We start from the raw sequence: 18,273 nt of genomic DNA, 5'->3' as shown, positions 1-18,273 counted from the left end.
CCGTTGCTAGGCAAATGAAAACATTCCAAGAGGACCGCATGGCTTCCGACGAGACCGCCTATATCCCGCCGACCGAAGTCGATCTGGCCGCGATCAAGCGCATCCTGCCGCATCGCTATCCTTTCCTGCTGGTGGACAAGGTGCGCGACATCGTGGCAATGGAAAGCTGCGTCGGCGTCAAGAACGTGACCTCGAACGAGCCGCATTTCGAGGGGCATTTCCCGCAGGAGCCGGTCATGCCGGGCGTGCTGATCATCGAGGCCATGGCCCAGGCCGCCGCCGTGCTGGTCGGCGTCTCGCTGGACCTCGCGGGCAAGGGCATGGGCACCTATTTCATGTCCATCGACAAATGCCGCTTTCGCCAGAAGGTGGTGCCGGGCGACGTGCTGGAATTGCACATGAAGACCCTGCGCGGTGGCGGCAAGGTCTGGAAGTTCGAGGGCCGCGCCATGGTCAACGGCCAGCTTGCCGCCGAGGCCGAGGTCATGGCCATGCTGAACCGTGGCGACAATGGCTGACGCCCGGGTCCATCCCTCGGCCGTGGTCGACCCCGCCGCGGTGATCGGCGCGGATTGCGAGATCGGCCCGTTCTGCGTCCTCGGCCCCGAGGTCAGGCTGGGCCGCGGCGTGGTGCTGAAATCCCATGTCGTGATCGCCGGCGACACCGCGATCGGCGACGAGACGGTGGTGTTCCCCTTTGCCTCGATCGGCGAGGTGCCGCAGGACCTGAAGTTCCGCGGCGAAAAGGTGCGGCTGGAGATCGGCGCCCGCAACCGCATCCGCGAATATGTGACGATGAACCCCGGCACCGAGGGCGGCGGCGGCGTCACCCGCGTCGGCGACGACGGGCTGTTCATGGCCGGCAGCCATGTGGCCCACGACTGCCAGATCGGCGACCGGGTGATCCTGGTGAACAATGCCTCGGTGGCCGGCCATTGCCATCTGGAAGACGACGTCATCATCGGCGGCCTGTCCGGCGTGCACCAATGGGTGCGCATCGGCCGCGGCGCCATGATCGGCGCGGTGACCATGGTGACGGCGGACGTGATCCCCTTCGGCCTGGTGCAGGGGCCGCGCGGCCACTTGGACGGGCTGAACCTGGTCGGGCTGAAGCGCCGCGGCGCCTCGCGCGAGGAAATCCACGCGCTGCGCGACATGCTGGGCAAGCTGGGCCACGGCAGCTTCCGCGACACCGCCCGGCAGATGGTGGACGAGGAGCACGGGTCGATGGTGCGCGAAGTGCTGGACTTCATCCTCGGCCCCTCGGACCGCAGTTTCCTGGCGCCGCACCCATGAGCCGCATCGCCCTGATCGCGGGCGAGGGGCTGCTGGCCCCCGCCGTCGCCGCCGCGCTGGACCAGCCGCTGGTCTATGCGCTGGATCACCTGAAGCCGCAGGTCGCGGCGCGGCCCTTCCGGCTGGAGCGGCTGGTGCCCTTCCTGGACGAGTTGGCCGACCAGGGCGTGACGCAGGTGGTCTTTGCCGGCGCCATCCGCCGGCCGCGCATCGAGCCGGACCTGTTCGACCCCCGCACCATGACCATCGTGCCGCGCATCCTGATGGGCATGCAGTCGGGCGACGACGCCGCGCTGCGCGCCGTGCTCGACGTTTTCGAGGAATCCGGCATAGCCATCAGATCCGTCGACGAGATTCTTCCCGATCTCGTGCCGCAAGAGGGCGTGCTGACCGGCACCCCCAGCCCCCGCGACCAGAAGGACGCCGCCCGCGCGGCCGAGATCGTCGCCGGTCTCGGCGCGCTCGACATCGGCCAGGGTGCGGTGGTGGCGCAAGGGTTGTGCCTGGCGGTCGAGGCGCTGCCCGGCACCCAGGCGATGCTGGACTTCGCCAAGGCGCATGCCGGGCTGAAACCCGATCCCAGGGGCGCCGGCGGCGTGCTCTACAAGGCGCCGAAGCCGGGACAGGATCGCCGCATCGACCTGCCGACCATCGGTCCCGACACCGTCAGCCAATCCGCCGAGGCGGGCCTCGCCGGCATCGCCTGGCAGGCCGGAAGCGTCATCCTGCTGGAACGCGCCAATGCGATCGCCCGCGCCGAATCGGCCGGGCTGTTCCTCTGGGCGCGGGGGTGAACGGGTATTTGGAAAACGGAAAGCCGCCTGCTTCGCCGTTTCCCAGAGAGATGAAGGACGGTGCCGCGGCAGCGGCGGGCGGGTATTTGGGCAACGAAGAAGCCCGCATGGCTTCTTTGCTCTTCAAATACCCATGGAACATGGCAAGCGGAGCGGCGCGATGAAGTTCTTCCTGATCGCCGGCGAGCCTTCGGGCGACAATCTGGGCGGGGCCCTGATGGCCGGGCTGAAGCAACTCGACCCCGAGGCCGGCTTTACCGGTATCGGCGGGCCGGCCATGGCGGCCGAGGGACTGGAGAGCCGCTTTCCGATGGATGAGCTCAGCCTGATGGGCATCTGGGAGGTGCTGCCGAAATATCGCGCGCTGAAGGCCCGCATTCGCGAGACGGCGCAAGCCGTCGCCGAGGCGCGGCCGGATGCGCTGATCACCATCGACAGCCCGGATTTCTGCCTGCGCGTGGCGCGCGAGGCCCGTGCGCTGAACCCCGAGCTGCGCACCATCCACTACGTCGCGCCCTCGGTCTGGGCCTGGCGGTCGGGGCGGGCGCAGAAGATGGCCCAGGTCATCGACCATGTGCTGGCGATCCTGCCCTTCGAGCCGCCATTGATGCGGGCCGCCGGCATGAGCTGCGATTTCGTCGGCCATCCCATCGCGGCCGAGCCGGTCGCCAGCGCCGAGGAGGCCGCCGGCTTCCGCGCCAGCCACGGCATCGAGCCCGAGACGCCGCTGGTGCTGTGCCTGCCGGGCTCGCGTCGCAGCGAGGTCGGCCGGCTGGGTCCGCGCTTCGACGAGGCGCTGATCCGGCTGCGCGACCGGGTGCCCGAGATCCGCGTGGTGATCCCGACGGTGCGCGGCGTCTCGGGGCTGGTGCATGACATGGCGCAGCGCTGGCCGACCGCGCCCATCGTGGTCGAGGGCGCCGAGGAGAAACGCGCGGCCTTTGCCGCCGCCGACCTGGCGCTGGCGGCTTCGGGCACGGTCAGTCTGGACCTGGCGGCGAATGACGTGCCGATGGTGATCGGCTATGATGTGGCGCCGCTCAGCCGGCTGATCATCGGGCTGCTGCTGAAGACGGACACCGTCACCCTGGTCAACCTGGTCAGCGAGACGCGGGTGGTGCCGGAGTTCCTGGGCCGGGCCTGCCAGCCGGGGCCGATGTCGCAGGCGCTTTATCGGCTGGTCGAGGATCCCGAGGAGCGCGCCCGGCAGATTGCCGCGATGAAGCTGACCATGCAGCGGCTGGGGCGCGGCGGCGAGGCTCCGGGCCTGCGCGCCGCGCGTTCCGTGATGGGCGCGATCAGCTCTGCGCCGCGACCACGATGATCTCGACCTTGTAATCGGGGGTGGCGAGCTTGGCTTCGCCGGTGGCGCGGGCCGGGGTATGGCCGGCGGGCACCCAGGCGTCCCAGACCGCGTTCATCTCGGCGAAATCGGCCATGTCGGCCATCCAGACCTGCGCCGTCAGGATGCGGGTCTTGTCCGAGCCGCATTCGGCCAGCAGGCGGTCGATCTGGGCCAGCACTTCGCGCGTCTGCTCGGTCACCGATTCGCCGGGCTTGCCGACCTGGCCAGCCAGGTAGACGATGCCGTTATAGACCACGGCCTGGCTCATGCGGGCGCCGGTCTCGATGCGTTTGATCTCGGACATGTTCGATCCTTTGGGTTGGGGCTCGGCAAGGGCGCCGTCAGCACAGCGCCCTCATGCCAAAGCCCGCCGCCGCGATCAATGCCTGGCAGGACGGCGGCGGCTACCTGATTGGAACGGGCGGATCAGAAGACGCCGGTCAGGTAGAGTAGGATGATCACGAAGATCGGGACCCCCAGAAACCACGCGATGATGCCCTTCATGCCTTCCTCCCATTTGTGCAAGCCGCTCAGGCGGTTGGAAATGGAACGCGGCGGGGGCGGGCGGGTTCCGCGCCGCGGTCAGCGCGGGTCGTTCAGGTCGCCATCGCCGCGGATCTCGTCATCGTCGCCGAAGCGGGCGTCGTCGTCATATTCGTCCTCGCCCTCGCCGACGAATTTCGCCGACAGCGCGAGGGAATGACCGTCGTGGATCGGGTCCATGACCACGTCCGAGGGGATCTCTCCCGCCAGCCATTCGCGGATCTCGTCCTTGGTCTCGGCGATCTCCTGGCCGGTCACCTCGGCGATATAGCGGATGAAGGCGCGCTGGTCGCCGTCGATCTCGTCCAACTCATCCTCGTCGGCCTCGGGCCATTTCTCGGTGATCGCCTCGTAGAAGGCGGACCAGTTCGCCTGGACATTGCTCCATCTCATCAGTAGCCGCCTCCTCCTATGCCACCCTGCACCATGCGCGAGGCGCCGGTGATGTCCTCGCCGACGCCGGCGACGGTATTGCATCCGGCCAACGCCAGGACAGCCAGCAAGGTTGCGATGCGAACGGTCTTCATTTCTTCTCCTCCTGCCACCAGGTTTCCGGCATGAACCCCGGCCAGTCCCCGTAAAGCGGCGTGTTTTCAGGATAATCCAGACGAGAGGCATGGGCCAAGCGCGAAATGCGCGAATGGCTGACCGGGATGACATAGCGCCCGGCGGTTAATATCCGGTCAAGCGCCCTGACCGCGGCATGGAAATCCGCATCGCTGCGGGCCCGGGTCATCTCGGCGATCATCGCCTCGGCGGCGGGCGAATCCATGCCCATCCAGTTCTTGCTGCCGGTCGCGGTGACACCGCTGCGGCCCCAATAGAGCAGCTGTTCGTTGCCGGGCGACAGCGACAGGCCGCGTTCATACCAGGTCATGTCGAACTGGTAATTGTTGGTCCGCTCGACATATTGCGCGGCGTCGAGCAGCGTCACCTGCGGCCGGATGCCCAGGTTGCGCAGCGATTCGACGAAGATGTCGACGATCTGCCGGGTCTCGGCGCTGGTGCGCATGGCGCTGCCGGACTGGTTCAGCAGGATCTCGAAGCGGAAGGGCTGGCCTTGAGCGTCGCGCAATTCGCCGTCCTGCACGCGCCAGCCGGCCTGCCGCAGCAGGTCCAGCGCGGCGCGGATGCCCTGGCGGTCGATGGCGCGGGTGCCGCCCTCGGGCAGGCTGTAGCCGGTCAGCGTGCCGGGTGGCAGCTGGGCGGCAAAGGGCGCCAGCAGGTCCGCCTCGCGCCCCGTGGCGGGTCCGGGCTGCATGCCCAGGTCCGAGTTCGAGAAATAGCTGGTGATCCTCGGGTCCTTGCCGCCCGACAGCGTCATGTTGATGAAGCGATAGTTGAAGGCCTCGATCATCGCCTGGCGCACCCGCCAGTCGGCAAACAGCGGATTGCGCGTGTTCATCACCAGCCCGATGATGCCCGAGGGGCGCTGATGCGCGATCTCGGACTTGACCACGCGGCCGTCGCGGATGGCGGGAAAGTCGAAGTCGCGGTCCCAGCGCGCCGCGACCAGCTCGCGCCAGACGTCGATCTCGCCGGCCTTGAAGGCCTCGAACATGGTCGAGGCATCGGCGAAATAGTCATAGCGGATCACGTCGAAATTATACATGCCGCGGGTGACGGGCAGGTCGCGGCCCCAGTAATCCGGGTTGCGGCGGAAGCTGATCGCGCGGCCGGGGTCGACCTTGTCGATGACATAGGGCCCCGAGCCGATGGGCGCCATCAGGCTGGAGCGGTCGAAGTCGCGGCCCTGCCATTGCGCCTTCTTCAGGATCGGCCGCATGCCCATCAGCATGGCAAGCTCGCGGTCGCGGGTGTTGAAGGTGAAGCGGACCGAGCGCGGGCCGATTCTCTCCATCTTCGCGACCTTGGACCAGACGGCGGTATAGCGCGGGTGGCCCTTAGTCCCCAGCGTCTCATAGGACCACATGACGTCCTCGATGGTCACGGGCGCGCCGTCCGAGAACCGTGCCTCGGGGCGCAGGGTGAATTCGACCCAGCTTCGGTCCGGGTCGGTCTCGACGCTTTCGGCCAGAAGCCCGTAAAGCGTGAAGGGCTCGTCGATCGAGCGCATCATCAGTGACTCGGTCAGAAGGCCGGGCTGGGTGAAGATCGGCCAGACCGGGTTTCCCATCAGGATCCACGGATTCAGCGAATCGAAGCTGCCGGTCTCGGCCAGGCGAATCGTGCCGCCCTTGGGGGCGTCCGGATTGACGTAGGGCAGGGCGGAAAAGCCCGGCTCCAGCGCAGGTTCTCCATACATTGCAATGGCATGCATGGGCTCGGCGAGGCTTGCCAGCGGCATGGATGCAACACACACGCAAAGCGCGATTCGCCGCCAGATCGCGGATTCGTTAGCAAATTTGAAGAATCGCATGCTCGAAGGCCCTGTTTTCCGGGTCGCTGATGTTGTTGGCGCCGAGATTAACCGGCCGTTCACCATGAGGCAAACTTGAGCCTTGGACTCATGGGGGGAAAAGCGTATAGATAAGGCACTGCTCGATAGGTTTCTTGCCTGTATGAAACCTGCCTCATGACTTGCGCCCGCCTCGTGCGGGCGCTTTTTTTATTGGGGTTCCCGCCAGTCGGCGGCGCCGGAATCGGCGCGCGCCGGCAAGGGAATCGATCACGCGAAAATGTGAAGCGAAACGGTGGTTTCGCCGGGACTGCGGGGGGCTTTCGGCCCCGGCGCGGGCGCCCTTGCCGCGGCGGCGCAATTTCCCCATGCTGCCGCCCAGGCGACACGGCATGCAGGAGAGGCAGCGATGTTCCAGAAATTCCTCAGCGGCAAGACGGCGGTGGTGACCGGCTCCAACTCGGGCATCGGGCTGGGCATCGCGCATGAGCTGGCCCGCGCCGGCGCCGACCTGGTCCTGAACAGCTTTACCGACGCGCCCGAGGACCACGCCCTGGCCGAAAGCCTGGCGCGCGAGCATGGCGTCAAGGTGCGCTATATCCAGGCCGATATGTCGAATGGCGAGCAGTGCCGGGCGCTGATCGAGCAGGCCGGCGCCTGCGACATCCTGGTCAACAATGCCGGCATCCAGCATGTCGCGCCGATCCCGGATTTCCCGGTCGAGAAATGGAATGCGATCATCGCGATCAATCTCAGCTCGGCCTTCCACACCACCGCGGTGGCGCTGCCGATGATGCGCAAGGCGGGCTGGGGCAGGGTGGTGAACATCGCCTCGGCGCACGGGCTGACGGCCAGCGCGTTCAAGTCGGCCTATGTCGCGGCCAAGCACGGCATCGTCGGCCTGACCAAGGTGACCGCGCTCGAGACCGCCGGCGAGGCGATCACCTGCAATGCGATCTGCCCGGGCTATGTGCTGACCCCGATCGTCGAGAAGCAGATCCCCGACCAGATGAAGACCCATAACATGAGCCGCGAGGATGTGATCGCCAAGGTCATGCTGCAACGCCAGCCCTCGGGCGAATTCGCCACGGTCGAGCAGATGGGCGGCACGGCGGTCTTCCTGTGCTCGCCGGCGGCGGATCAGATCACCGGCACGACGATTTCGGTGGATGGGGGGTGGACGGCGCTCTAGGCGCCGCCCGCAGCCGCCGGTCACATCTCGAGCTCGGGCCCGGAATATTCGGTCGAGACCGCAATCTCTCCCCTTACGATCTGCTCGCGCAGGGTGTCGATCCGGCTGCGGATCTCGGCCGGGACGGCATCGGACAGGCTCAGCGAGACCGCCTCGGGATTTTCAAGCCCGATATGCTTGATCGTGCCCGGCTTCCAGGTGCCGTCGGCCAGATCCTGCACCGCCTGCACGCTGGGAATGCTGACATCGGCAATGGCCGAGGCGATGAAGACATCGGGCGCGACCTTGGTCCAGTCGATGACATTGCCGATCTGCTTCGCGCCGGCCTCGCGCATGGCGTCGGTGGCGCCCTGGCGGCCGGCGTTCAGCATCGTGAAGATGATGTCGGCGCCCTGGTCGGTCTCGGCCTTCGCCACCCGTGCGGCCAGGTCGGTATCGTCCTGATTGCCGGCGAAGATCGTCAGGAATTTCGCGTCGGGCCTGGTATGCATCAGCCCGTTGTAGAAGCCGCCGCGCCCCTTCAGCCCCGGCGGCACCCGGATGCCCGAGATATGGCCGACCACGCCGGATTGCGTCAGCAGCCCTGCCGCCGCACCGCCGAGCCAGGCGCTGTGCTCCTGCAGCACCTCGTAGCTCGACAGGTTGGGCCCGGTCACGCCGCCCTGCACCACGACGAAGGGAATCTCCGGGAACTCGGCCGCCACGGTCTTCGCGGCCTCGTTGTTCTGGCCGCCATGGGCGATCACCATGTCGGGGGTCTTCTGGGCCAGGGCGCGCAGCGCCTCTTCCAGCTTGTCCTGCTCCGGCTGCACCTGGTCGATATAGGCGACCTCGGCGCCGAACTGCTTCTCGATCTTCAGAAGGCCGTTGTAGCCGGCCTCCATGAAACCGTTGTCGTCGATCTTGCCCGGAATGAGCATGGCGATCGAAAGCGTATCCTGCGCATGGCTTGCGCCGGCCATCAGCATCGAGGCGGCCAGAGCCAGCCGAATTGTCGCGTTCATCCTGTTCGCTGTCCTTTGTCGAGGTTGGGGTCTGGACAGGGGAGGCGTTGGATGACGCTGGGTCAACGCGAAATATGTTGACTCTGTCGCAACGATTTATTGAAAATCATCGCGGTGCCGCTCAGCCCCAGACCCCCTCGAACTCGCGCCATTCGCCCTTGCTCATGCCGCTGTTCTCCAGCGTGACCGTCTCGCCCGACAGGCGGCGCCTCAGGGCCTCGACGCCTTTCGCGGAAAGCTGCACCCCGCCCAGGCGGTAATCCTCGAAGGCGGCATAGGCCAGCGGCACCCAGTCGCGGACGATGCCGCACATCGCCTCGGCATAGGCGCGGATCTCGTATTGCGCATGGGCGTCGGCGCGCAGGCGCAGGAAGTGGAACAGGTTGTGCAGGTCCACCTTCCAATACCATTGCGTATAGACATTGGCCGGCAGGTTCATCCGCGCCAGCTCGCGCGCAAGACCCTGCTGGCCGTCCTGGCTCAGCATCGCCTCGTAATGGTCATAGCTGCGCATCGCATCCTCGCGCAGCAGGTCCAGGACGCGCGCGGCCTCGTCGCCCTGCAGCACCTCGCCGCGGCCCTGGTTGTTCACGGTCGATTGCGCGGCCAGCTGTTCCGGGGCCGGGATGTAGAATTCGCGGTCGAGGATCGAATAGCGCGCCGAATATTCGTTCACGTTGGCGGTGCGGTGGCGGATCCATTGCCGGGCGACGAAGACCGGCAGCTTGACGTGGAACTTGACCTCGCACATCTCGAAGGGGGTCGAGTGCCAGTGCCGCATCAGATAGCGGATCAGCCCTTCGTCGTTCGAGACCGACTTGGTGCCGCGGCCATAGCTGACCCGCGCCGCCTGGGTGATGGCGCTGTCGTCGCCCATATAGTCGATGACCCGCACCAGCCCGTGGTCCAGCACCGGATGCGCCTGGTAGAGATGCCGCTCCATCCCCTCGGCCACGGCGCGCAGGGTGGGGCGCGGGGTGGCGCGCAGCTCGTCGATCTCGGCCTGTTGTTCGGGGGTCAGCGGCATGTCTGGAATCCTTCCTTCTGCTGCCGTCTTGTCGCGCATGTCCGCGCCGCGATCAACGAGGAAACCCGGCGCCGCCGGTTGCCGTTATGCCGCGGCAATGCCAGTCTGACGGCCGCAAAGGAAAGGAAAGCCGATGAAGATCCGTTATCTGCACACCATGGTGCGCGTGCTCGACCTCGACAAGACGATGGCATTCTTCCGCCTGCTCGGGCTCGAGGAGACCCGGCGCATCGAGAACGACAAGGGCCGCTTCACCCTGGTCTTCATGGCGCCGCCCGAACAGCCGGAATGTCCGGTCGAACTGACCTGGAACTGGGATGGCGATGACGGGCTGCCTTCGGACAGCCGGCATTTCGGGCATCTGGCCTATCGTGTCGAGAATATCTACGACCTGTGCCAGAGGCTGATGGATGCGGGCGTGACCATCAACCGGCCGCCGCGCGACGGCCACATGGCCTTTGTGCGCAGTCCCGACAATGTCTCGATCGAACTGCTGCAAGAGGGCGAGAGCCTGCCGCCGCAGGAGCCCTGGGCCAGCATGGAGAACAGCGGCCACTGGTGATCCGGGCGCGCCGCATTTCTGGATATGCCCGGCCCGTCACCCCCAGATCGCAGGCGGGGAGAGAGGCCGACCCGCCGGCGATACATGCCGGGCCGGGCATATCCGAGGCCGCCAGGAAAGCCCCTGGCGGCCGCGAGTCGCGCCGGAGGCCGGCGCGTTGCCTCAATAGATGTAGCGGATCTGTTCGGCCCAGAAGCGTTCGACCCGGCGCCATTGCAGGTTCACCCCCTCGATGGGCGGGTCGTCCAGCACGCCGGACAGCTCCAGCCCCTCGGCATGGCGGGTGAAAAGCGCGGCCACGCAGTCGCGCACCTCCTGCCCGTCGGGGGTCAGCCGCACCCGGACCGAGCGGCGGTCCATCTCGCAGCGTTCGTGATGGACATAGCCCAGCTCGACCAGCTTCTTGAGGTTGTAGGAGACGTTCGAGCCCTGATACATCCCGCGCGAACGCAACTCCCCCGCCGTCACCTCGGCCGTGCCGAGGTTATAGATCAGCATGGCCTGGATCGGCGTCAGATCCGTCCGGCCCAGCCGTTCGAATTCGTCCTTGACCAGGTCCAGCAGAAGCCGGTGCAGCCGTTCCAGGATCTGGAGGCTTTCAAGATAGGCCTCGCTTCGGCTGCTGCGTGGCAGGGGCCGCAGGGCGGGCACCGTCTGGGCAGGGCTGCGCTGTTGCATATGCAGTTTCCGTTCATGGCGTCGTTTCAGCCATGGTGCAGCATATTCCCCAATCTTCGGTTAATCCCGGCGCAGTTTGCTAAAATTGTGCCTATTTCGGCCCCAGACTGCCCTGGGCGTGGCGCGCAATGCGGTCCAGCAGCGGCGACAGCGCCGCGGGCCCGGGCCGGGCATCGCCCAGCCGCGCGGTGATCCAGGGATAGAGATCCTGGTCGTTTTCCTCGAGCAATGCTTCGTAAAGGTCCAGCTCCGCGGGCGACAGCCCCGCCAGGTCGCTGTCCGAGAACGGGCCCAGGATCAGGTCCATCTCCTTGGTGCCGCGCCGCCAGCTGCGCATCCGCAGCCGCTTCAGCCTTGCCTCATGCTCGTCCATGCCCGTTCCCGTCCCAGCCGTCCCCGGCTTGCCTGTCCGCGGGGGGATGCCTATGACAAGGCGACCCAGCCGCAGGATGATTTCGATGCGCTTTCTGTCCCAGACGCTCGCCCGCGTCAAACCCTCGCCGACCATCGCCATCACCGGCCGCGCCCGCGAGCTGGCCGCCGAGGGACGCGACATCATCAGCCTGTCGGCCGGCGAGCCCGATTTCGACACCCCCGCCCATATCCGCGAGGCTGCCAAGACCGCCATCGACCAGGGCCACACCCGCTATACCGCCGTCGATGGCATCCCCGAGCTGAAGCGCGCCATCTGCGACAAGTTCGCACGGGAAAACGGCCTCGACTATAGCCCGGCCGAGGTCAGCGTCGGCACCGGCGGCAAGCAGATCCTCTACAATGCGCTGATGGCGACGCTGAACCCGGGCGACGAGGTCATCATTCCGGCGCCCTATTGGGTCAGCTATCCCGACATGGTGCTGCTGGCCGGCGGCACCCCGGTCATCGTCCCGGCCGACATGGACAGCGGCTATCGCATCACGCCCCAGCAGCTGGAGGCTGCGATCACGCCGAACACGAAATGGCTGATCCTGAACTCGCCCTCGAACCCGACCGGGGCCGGCTACGGCGAGGAGCACATGCGCGCCCTGACCCAGGTGCTGCTGCGTCATCCCCAGGTCTGGGTGCTGGCCGACGACATCTATGAGCACCTGGTGTTCGACGGTTTCCGCTTCGTGACCCCGGCCCAGGTCGAGCCGGCGCTGAAATCGCGCACGCTGACCATGAACGGCGTCAGCAAGGCCTATGCCATGACCGGCTGGCGCATCGGCTATGGCGCCGGACCGCGCGAGCTGATCGGCGCCATGGCCAAGCTGCAATCGCAATCGACCTCGAACCCCTGCTCGGTCAGCCAATATGCGGCGCTGGCCGCGCTGCAGGGGCCGCAGGATTATGTCGCGGAAAGCCGCGCCGTGTTCCAGCGCCGCCGCGACCTGGTGGTCGCCGGGCTGAACGCCTGCCCGGGGATCGAATGTCCGGTGCCCGAGGGGGCGTTCTACGTCTATCCCTCGATCAAGGCGCTGATCGGCAAGACTTCGGCCGGCGGCACGCCGATCACCGACGACGAGGCCTTCGCGACCGCGCTGCTGGACGAGACCGGGGTGGCGGTGGTGTTCGGCGCGGCCTTCGGCCTCAGCCCGCATTTCCGCATCTCCTACGCGACCGCGGACGCGGTGCTGGACGATGCCTGCGCGCGGATCAAGGGTTTCTGCGAAGGGCTGCGCTGACAGCAGGCAGCCGGCGAGACAGGCCTAGCGCGCCTCGCCCTCGCCCGACTGCCGGGCGGCCTGCCAGACCCGGCCGGTGATGCCGCGGCCGCGCGCGGCATTGCGGTAGAGCCGGATCTGCATCGGCAGCTCGGGTGCGACGATTTCCAGCCGCCGGGCGGCCAGTTCGGCCTCGACCAGCCGGCGCGGGATCCAGACCATGCCATGCCCGGCCACGGCCATGCTTTTCAGCGCCTCGGCCATGCTCGATTCGTCGGTATGCGCGACATAGACCAGCGGCGCGCCGGGCTGGGCCAGCGCGATGCGGGCCATGGCGTTCAGGAACGAGCCGCGCGAATATTTCAGCATCGGCATGCCCTCGGTCAGCCATTCGCGCGGCCAGCCGGGACGCGCCACGGCGACGAGGCTGTCCTGGCCTACCACCAGATGCGGATAGCCGCCCGGGTCCAGCGGGATATTCACCTGCGGATGGGCATAGGTTAGGAAGAAGTCATAGCCGCCCTCGGTCAGCGCCTCGATGCAGCGGTCGAAATTCTCGGGTTTCACGCGGCTCGTCATCTGGCCGGCGGCGGATTTCAGCCGCATCAGCCAGCCGGGCAGGAAGGTCACGGTCAGGCTGTGCAGCGCCAGGAAGCTGATCTCGCCGCCGCGGTTGCGTGCCTGGTCGCGGAATTCGGCGCGGCGGGCCTGGATCATCCGCACCGTCTCCTCGGCGGTCTCGCGGAAGGCGACGCCCTCGGGGGTCAGCGTCACCGGATAGCTGTCGCGGTTCAGAAGATCCGTGCCCAGCCATTCCTCGAGCGCGCGGATGCGGCGGGAAAAGGCGCTTTGCGTGACGCCGCGCAGCTCGGCCGAGCGCGAGAAGCTGTGCGTCTCGGCCAGCGACAGGAAATCCTCGAGCCACTTGAAATCCATGGCACCCCCTTCTGCCGGCTTTAGCCGAGGCGGCCGGGGGTCGCCAAGGGGCATTCTCAGACGGCGAAATCGTCGGCCAGCACCGGGGCGGCGAAGCCGGAGCCGGTCGACAGCGCCACCTCGACGAATTCCTCGCCGAAGCCGACGATATCGGCGCGGCCGTCGCCGTTCACGTCGGCCAGCATGCGCTCGTGCCGGTCGGTGCGCCAGCCGTCGTCAAAGGCGAACTCGTCCGACCAGATCTCGGCGACGGCGAAGCCCGCGCCGGTCGACAGCGCCACCGCGACGCCGGTCTCGCCGAAGGCGACGATGTCGGCGCGGCCGTCGCCGTCCACATCGGCCAGCAGGCGCTCGTGCCGGGCCACGTCCCAGCCGCCGGCGCGGGCGAATTCGACGCTCCAGACCGTGCTGGCGGCAAAGCGGCTGCCGGTCGACAGCGCCACCTGCACGCCGGTCTCGCCAAAGCCCACGATATCGGCGCGGCCGTCGCCGTCGACATCGGCCAGGGCGCGGACGTGAAGCTCGTTGCGCCAGCCGGCGGCATAGGTGAATTCGCGCGTGAAGACCTGTGCCGGCCCCAGCCCCGTGCCTGAGGACAGGCCGACCAGCACGCCGCCATTGCCGAAGCCGATCACGTCGTCGCGCCCGTCGCCGTCGACGTCCGCCACCGCGCGTTCATGCCGGGCGACGCGCCAGTTGCCGGCAAGCTGGCCCATGTCGGCAAGCCACAGCCCGGCATCGGTGAAGCCCTGGCCGTTCGACAGCGCCACCGTGACGCCATTGTCGCCGAAACCCACGATATCGGCGCGGCCGTCGCCGTTCAGGTCGCCCATCTCGCGCTCGTGCCGGTCGATGCGCCAGCCGCTGCGGCTGGTGAAGGCCTCGGACCAGGCCGTCGCCTCGGCGAAGCAATAGTCGCCGGCAAGCGCGGTCAGCACCCGGCCCGTGCCGAAGCCCACCACGTCGGCCTGGCCGTCGCCGTCCACATCGGCCAGCGTGCGGACATGGTTCTGCACCCGCCAGCCGCCGCGCACCTGGGTAAAGTCCAGCGCCCAGAGGTCCAGCACGTCGGCGACCAGGTGGTCGCGCTGCAGCCAGGCCTCGAAATGCGCCTCGAAGATCAGCTCGCCCTCGGGCGTATGGCCGCTTTGCGTCAGGGGGTCATGCGCGGCATAGGCGCGGAAGATGTCGCGGAAATGCTCCAGCAGCTCGGGCGGGACATTGGCGGGCAGGGCGCGGCTGCCATAGTCGACATGGCCGACCAGTTCCCGCCCGGGGTCCGAGCCCTGGAAGGCCAGCGTCGCCAGCCAGGCCGTGGCGCGGTGATCGCTGTGGTCATCATGCGAAAACACGCTGACATGGTCCTGGATCAGCACATTCGTCGCCTGGTGCGTGTCCATCAGCAGCCGCATCAGTTCGACCAGCTGGGCGCGGTCGTAGCTGGCGGCGCCGTCGACGCTGTGCAGCCGCTCCAGGTCGCCCTCGACCAGCTGCTCCAGGCTCTCGCGGCCATAGCGGTCCGAGCCGGTGCCATGCAGCATGCCGTCGGGCAGGCGCAGGAAATACAGCCGGACGCCGGGCTGGTCGACCAGGTAGCTGGTGACGACCTGGTAACCGCTGTCGCCCTGCGTGACGGTCTCGGTCACCCATTGCGTCGAGCCGGTCATCTCGGACATGGCGGCGCGGGCGCCTTCCTCGCGGCCCAGCCAATAGGCGGCGCCGCGGCCGGCGTCGCCGGCGGTGAGAAAGACGGTGGTGATGGGCTCGCCGCAGGTCAGGGCGGCGTGCAGGGCCTGTTCCATGAACAGGATGCTGTCGTCCTGATGGGCGACAAACACGACATTGGATGCCGTTGGGCCAGACATGGCGATACTCGTGAAAAACCGGAGTGGAACACCACCAGCCTATGCCAGGAATGCCATTGCGGCAATCCGGGAAATGGCGCATAAACAAAGGTTTGCCATGCCTTGCGGTTGCATTCACAGCCCGGCGCGAAACCCTGCGTGGAACGCCCGGGGCGCACCGGTCAGCGCATCAGCGCCAGCCAGTCCGTGATCGCCCGCAATGCCTCGGGCTCGTCGAGGAAGGGGATATGCGCGCGGTCGGGCACTTCGACCAGGATCATGTCGGGGCGGCGGCGCCGCATCTCGGTCGCCGTCTCCTGCGCCAGCAGGTCCGAATTCGCGCCCCGGATCAGCGCCAGCGGCAGGTCCCGCGCGGCATCGAACAGCGGCCAGAGATCGACCTCGGGCGCGTCGAACCCGGCCAGGAAGGCATCGCGCAGCGCCGGGTCGTAATTGATCCGCAGCCCCGCGGGCGTTTCCTGATAGTGCCGGCGGGCCTCCTCGAGCCAGCGCTCGGCGGGGACATGGGCAAAGCCCGGCATCACCGCCGGCAGGCGCTCGGCCAGCTCGTCATGCGTCGCGGCCGAGGGGTTGCGGCCGATGTAATCCTTGATTCGGTCCAGCCCGCCGCGTTCTAGGACCGGGCCGACGTCGTTCAGGCACAGGCCCAGCAGCCGCTCATGCGCCACCGCCGCCAGCAGCATGCCGATCAGCCCCCCGCGCGAGGTGCCGAGCAGCGCCGCCCTGTCCAGCCCGAGGTGATCCAGCAGCAGCAGCGCGTCGCGGCCCTCTTGCGCGACGGTATAGCTGTCGGCGCCCGACCAGCCCGATGCGCCGCGGCCGCGATAGTCCAGCCGGATCAGCCGAACGCCGGTCAGGTGCGGCGCCAGATAGTCGAAGTCGCTGCCGTTGCGGGTCAGCCCGGACAGCGCCAGCACCGGCAGGCCGGCGCCCTCGTCGCGATAGGCAAGGCGGGTGCCGTCCTCGGCCTGGAAATGCGCCAGCGCCATCACAGGTTGTCCGACTGCGGCATTCCCAGCACGTGATAGCCGCCGTCGACCAGCACGATCTCGCCGGTGGTGCAGGCGCCCCAGTCCGAGCAGAGCCAGACCGCGGTGCCGCCGATGGCCTCCAGCGTGGCATTGGCGCGCAGGGGCGCATTCGCCTCGGTATGGCGATAGGTCTTGCGCGCGCCGCCGATGGCTGCGCCGGCCAGGGTCTTCATCGGCCCGGGGCTGATCGCATTGACGCGGATCCCGTCGGGACCGAGGTCGTTGGCAAGATAACGGACGGATGATTCCAGCGCAGCCTTGGCCACCCCCATGACATTGTAGAACGGCGTGACCCGGTTCGAGCCGGCATAGGTCAGCGTGATGATCGAGCCGCCATTCGTCATCAGGGGCTGCGCCCGCCGGGCCAGGTCGATCAGCGAATAGCAGGAAATCGTCAAGGAATTCTTAAAGTTGTCGCGCGTGGTGTTGATGAATCGCCCGGTCAGCTCGTTCTTGTCGGAAAAGGCCACGGCATGGACCAGGAAATCCAGCCCGCCCCAGCGCGATTCGATCTGGGCAAAGGCCGCGTCCAGCGATTCGTCGTTCAGCACGTCGACATCCATCAGGAAGTCCGAGCCCAGCGACTGCGCCAGCGGCTCGACCCGCTTGCCGAAAGCCTCGCCCTGATAGGAAAAGGCCAGCTCGGCGCCTTGGTCGGCCAGCGCCTTCGCGATGCCCCAGGCGATCGAGCGGTCATTCGCGACCCCCATCACCAGGCCGCGTTTCCCCTTCATCAAATCGCCCATCGCCTAACCTTTTCTTGGCTTATTCGCGGTATTTCGACAGGACCAGCGTCGCGTTGGTGCCGCCGAAACCGAAACTGTTGGAAAGGACCGTATCGAAATCGACATTGTCGACGCGCTCGCGCGCGATTTCCTCGGGCCGGATCTCGGGATCCAGCTCGGTGATATTGGCCGAGGCGGCGATGAAGCCGTTCTGCATCATCAAGAGCGAATAGATCGCCTCATGCACGCCGGTCGCGCCCAGCGAATGGCCGGTCAGCGACTTGGTCGAGGAGACGGGCGGCACGGCGCCCTCGCCGAAGACCCGGCGCAGGGCCTTGATCTCGCCCACGTCGCCGACCGGGGTCGAGGTGCCATGCGCATTGACATAGCTGACGCGGCGGCCTTCGGGCAGGGTCGAGAGCGCCAGCCGCATCGAACGCTCGCCGCCTTCGCCCGACGGCGCCACCATGTCGTAGCCGTCGCTTGTCGCGCCATAGCCGGTGACTTCGGCATAGATCCTGGCGCCGCGCGCCAGCGCATGGCCCAGTTCCTCGAGCACGACCACGCCGCCGCCGCCGGCGATGACGAAGCCGTCGCGGGTGGTGTCGAAGGGGCGCGAGGCGGTCTGCGGCGTGTCGTTGTATTTCGAGGACATCGCGCCCATGGCGTCGAACAGACAGCTGAGCGTCCAGTCCAGTTCCTCGCCGCCGCCGGCGAAGACGATGTCCTGCTTGCCCATCTGGATCAGCTCGGTGCCATTGCCGACGCAATGCGCGCTGGTCGAGCAGGCCGAGGTGATGGAATAGTTCACGCCCTTGATCTTGAAGGGCGTGGCCAGGCAGGCCGAATTGGTCGAGGACATGCAGCGCGTGACCATGAACGGCCCCATGCGCTTCGGCGCGCCTTTCTCGATCACGATGCGATGCGCGTCGAACAGGTTCGAGGTCGAGGGCCCGCCCGAGCCCATCACCAGGCCGGTGCGCTCGTTCGAGACGTCTTCCGGCGTCAGCCCGGCATCGGCGATGGCCTGCTCCATGGCCAGGAAGTTATAGGCCGCGCCTTCGCCCATGAAGCGCAGGTTGCGCTTGTCGATATGGTCCTCGAGCACGATCTGCGGCATGCCGTGGACCTGGCTGCGAAAGCCATGCTCGGCATATTCGGGGGCGAAGACGATGCCCGAACGGCCCGCGCGCAGGCTGTCGGTGACCTCGGTGGCATTGTTGCCGATGGGAGAGACGATGCCCAGCCCGGTGATGACGACACGGCGCATGGCGTG

The 18,273-nt window shown here is 67.3% G+C and carries 20 protein-coding genes; 7 read left to right on the top strand and 13 right to left on the bottom strand.

The window, feature by feature from the left end; genetic code table 11:
• Positions 1–38: 38 nt before the first annotated feature.
• The 4 genes from fabZ (at position 39) to lpxB (ending at position 3,414) form a co-directional block, all read left to right on the top strand.
• Entirely contained in the window at positions 39–518 is a 480-nt protein-coding gene (gene fabZ / locus ASV56_RS04320) for a 3-hydroxyacyl-ACP dehydratase FabZ (RefSeq protein WP_062560924.1), read from the top strand.
• On the top strand, positions 511–1,296 hold the full coding sequence (gene lpxA, locus ASV56_RS04315; RefSeq protein ID WP_062560923.1) for an acyl-ACP--UDP-N-acetylglucosamine O-acyltransferase: 786 nt from the start codon (positions 511–513) through the stop codon (positions 1,294–1,296). Before fabZ ends, lpxA begins: the two co-directional genes overlap by 8 nt.
• Entirely contained in the window at positions 1,293–2,090 is a 798-nt protein-coding gene (locus tag ASV56_RS04310; RefSeq protein ID WP_062560922.1) for an LpxI family protein, read from the top strand. Before lpxA ends, ASV56_RS04310 begins: the two co-directional genes overlap by 4 nt.
• A 160-nt stretch (positions 2,091–2,250) precedes the next feature.
• Positions 2,251–3,414: a lipid-A-disaccharide synthase gene (lpxB, locus tag ASV56_RS04305; protein WP_062562233.1), complete on the top strand. Its 1,164-nt coding sequence runs from the start codon at positions 2,251–2,253 to the stop codon at positions 3,412–3,414.
• On the opposite strand, the gene ASV56_RS04300 is transcribed toward lpxB, so the two are convergent.
• From ASV56_RS04300 to ASV56_RS04290, 4 genes are all read right to left on the bottom strand, one after another.
• On the bottom strand, positions 3,389–3,739 hold the full coding sequence (locus ASV56_RS04300; RefSeq protein WP_062560921.1) for a RidA family protein: 351 nt from the start codon (positions 3,737–3,739) through the stop codon (positions 3,389–3,391). The genes lpxB and ASV56_RS04300 overlap by 26 nt on opposite strands.
• A gap of 278 nt (positions 3,740–4,017) precedes the next feature.
• Positions 4,018–4,371 carry a hypothetical protein gene (locus ASV56_RS04295; RefSeq protein ID WP_018000149.1) on the bottom strand — a complete coding sequence of 118 codons (354 nt, stop codon included), beginning with the start codon at positions 4,369–4,371 and terminating at the stop codon, positions 4,018–4,020.
• Positions 4,371–4,505, bottom strand: coding sequence for a hypothetical protein (locus ASV56_RS24780; RefSeq protein WP_018000150.1), 135 nt, complete (start codon positions 4,503–4,505; stop codon positions 4,371–4,373). Before ASV56_RS24780 ends, ASV56_RS04295 begins: the two co-directional genes overlap by 1 nt.
• Positions 4,502–6,358, bottom strand: coding sequence for an extracellular solute-binding protein (locus ASV56_RS04290; RefSeq protein ID WP_062560920.1), 1,857 nt, complete (start codon positions 6,356–6,358; stop codon positions 4,502–4,504). Before ASV56_RS04290 ends, ASV56_RS24780 begins: the two co-directional genes overlap by 4 nt.
• Before the next feature lie 388 nt (positions 6,359–6,746).
• On the opposite strand from ASV56_RS04290, the gene ASV56_RS04285 reads away from it, so the two are divergent.
• Entirely contained in the window at positions 6,747–7,529 is a 783-nt protein-coding gene (locus tag ASV56_RS04285) for a 3-hydroxybutyrate dehydrogenase (RefSeq protein ID WP_062560919.1), read from the top strand.
• Positions 7,530–7,549: 20 nt separating this feature from the next.
• Here ASV56_RS04285 and ASV56_RS04280 read toward each other — a convergent pair whose 3' ends face one another.
• The gene (locus ASV56_RS04280) at positions 7,550–8,533 is read right to left on the bottom strand and encodes a BMP family protein (protein WP_062560918.1); all 984 of its coding nucleotides are present in this window, start codon (positions 8,531–8,533) and stop codon (positions 7,550–7,552) included.
• A 121-nt stretch (positions 8,534–8,654) separates the two neighbouring features.
• Entirely contained in the window at positions 8,655–9,560 is a 906-nt protein-coding gene (gene thyX, locus ASV56_RS04275) for an FAD-dependent thymidylate synthase (RefSeq protein WP_062560917.1), read from the bottom strand.
• A 133-nt stretch (positions 9,561–9,693) separates the two neighbouring features.
• Between thyX and ASV56_RS04270 the strand changes: the two genes are divergently transcribed.
• On the top strand, positions 9,694–10,122 hold the full coding sequence (locus tag ASV56_RS04270) for a VOC family protein (RefSeq protein WP_020487198.1): 429 nt from the start codon (positions 9,694–9,696) through the stop codon (positions 10,120–10,122).
• Positions 10,123–10,284: 162 nt separating this feature from the next.
• On the opposite strand, the gene ASV56_RS04265 is transcribed toward ASV56_RS04270, so the two are convergent.
• Positions 10,285–10,800: a MarR family winged helix-turn-helix transcriptional regulator gene (locus ASV56_RS04265; RefSeq protein ID WP_017998136.1), complete on the bottom strand. Its 516-nt coding sequence runs from the start codon at positions 10,798–10,800 to the stop codon at positions 10,285–10,287.
• A 91-nt stretch (positions 10,801–10,891) separates the two neighbouring features.
• Positions 10,892–11,173 carry an FAD assembly factor SdhE gene (locus tag ASV56_RS04260; RefSeq protein ID WP_062560916.1) on the bottom strand — a complete coding sequence of 94 codons (282 nt, stop codon included), beginning with the start codon at positions 11,171–11,173 and terminating at the stop codon, positions 10,892–10,894.
• A gap of 85 nt (positions 11,174–11,258) precedes the next feature.
• Here ASV56_RS04260 and ASV56_RS04255 point away from each other — a divergent pair, with 85 nt between their 5' ends.
• Positions 11,259–12,461, top strand: a complete 1,203-nt coding sequence (locus ASV56_RS04255) for a pyridoxal phosphate-dependent aminotransferase (protein ID WP_062560915.1) — start codon at positions 11,259–11,261, stop codon at positions 12,459–12,461.
• A 24-nt stretch (positions 12,462–12,485) separates the two neighbouring features.
• Here the strand turns inward: ASV56_RS04255 and ASV56_RS04250 are convergent, their stop codons facing one another.
• From ASV56_RS04250 to fabB, 5 genes are all read right to left on the bottom strand, one after another.
• Complete coding sequence (locus tag ASV56_RS04250; protein ID WP_062560914.1) at positions 12,486–13,376, bottom strand: LysR family transcriptional regulator; 891 nt, start codon at positions 13,374–13,376, stop codon at positions 12,486–12,488.
• A 56-nt stretch (positions 13,377–13,432) separates the two neighbouring features.
• Positions 13,433–15,241 carry an FG-GAP-like repeat-containing protein gene (locus ASV56_RS04245; protein WP_082724728.1) on the bottom strand — a complete coding sequence of 603 codons (1,809 nt, stop codon included), beginning with the start codon at positions 15,239–15,241 and terminating at the stop codon, positions 13,433–13,435.
• Positions 15,242–15,402: 161 nt separating this feature from the next.
• Entirely contained in the window at positions 15,403–16,230 is an 828-nt protein-coding gene (locus ASV56_RS04240; RefSeq protein WP_062560912.1) for an alpha/beta fold hydrolase, read from the bottom strand.
• Positions 16,230–17,018: an enoyl-ACP reductase FabI gene (locus ASV56_RS04235; RefSeq protein WP_017998130.1), complete on the bottom strand. Its 789-nt coding sequence runs from the start codon at positions 17,016–17,018 to the stop codon at positions 16,230–16,232. Before ASV56_RS04235 ends, ASV56_RS04240 begins: the two co-directional genes overlap by 1 nt.
• Positions 17,019–17,037: 19 nt before the next feature.
• On the bottom strand, positions 17,038–18,267 hold the full coding sequence (gene fabB / locus ASV56_RS04230) for a beta-ketoacyl-ACP synthase I (protein WP_026155108.1): 1,230 nt from the start codon (positions 18,265–18,267) through the stop codon (positions 17,038–17,040).
• Between the last annotated feature and the right edge of the window lie 6 nt (positions 18,268–18,273).

The organism is Paracoccus aminovorans (assembly GCF_001546115.1).
Taxonomy (GTDB): Bacteria; Pseudomonadota; Alphaproteobacteria; order Rhodobacterales; family Rhodobacteraceae; genus Paracoccus; species Paracoccus aminovorans_B.
Note: the sequence above shows the minus strand (reverse complement) of the source record. Positions and strands in the feature narration are given on the sequence as shown.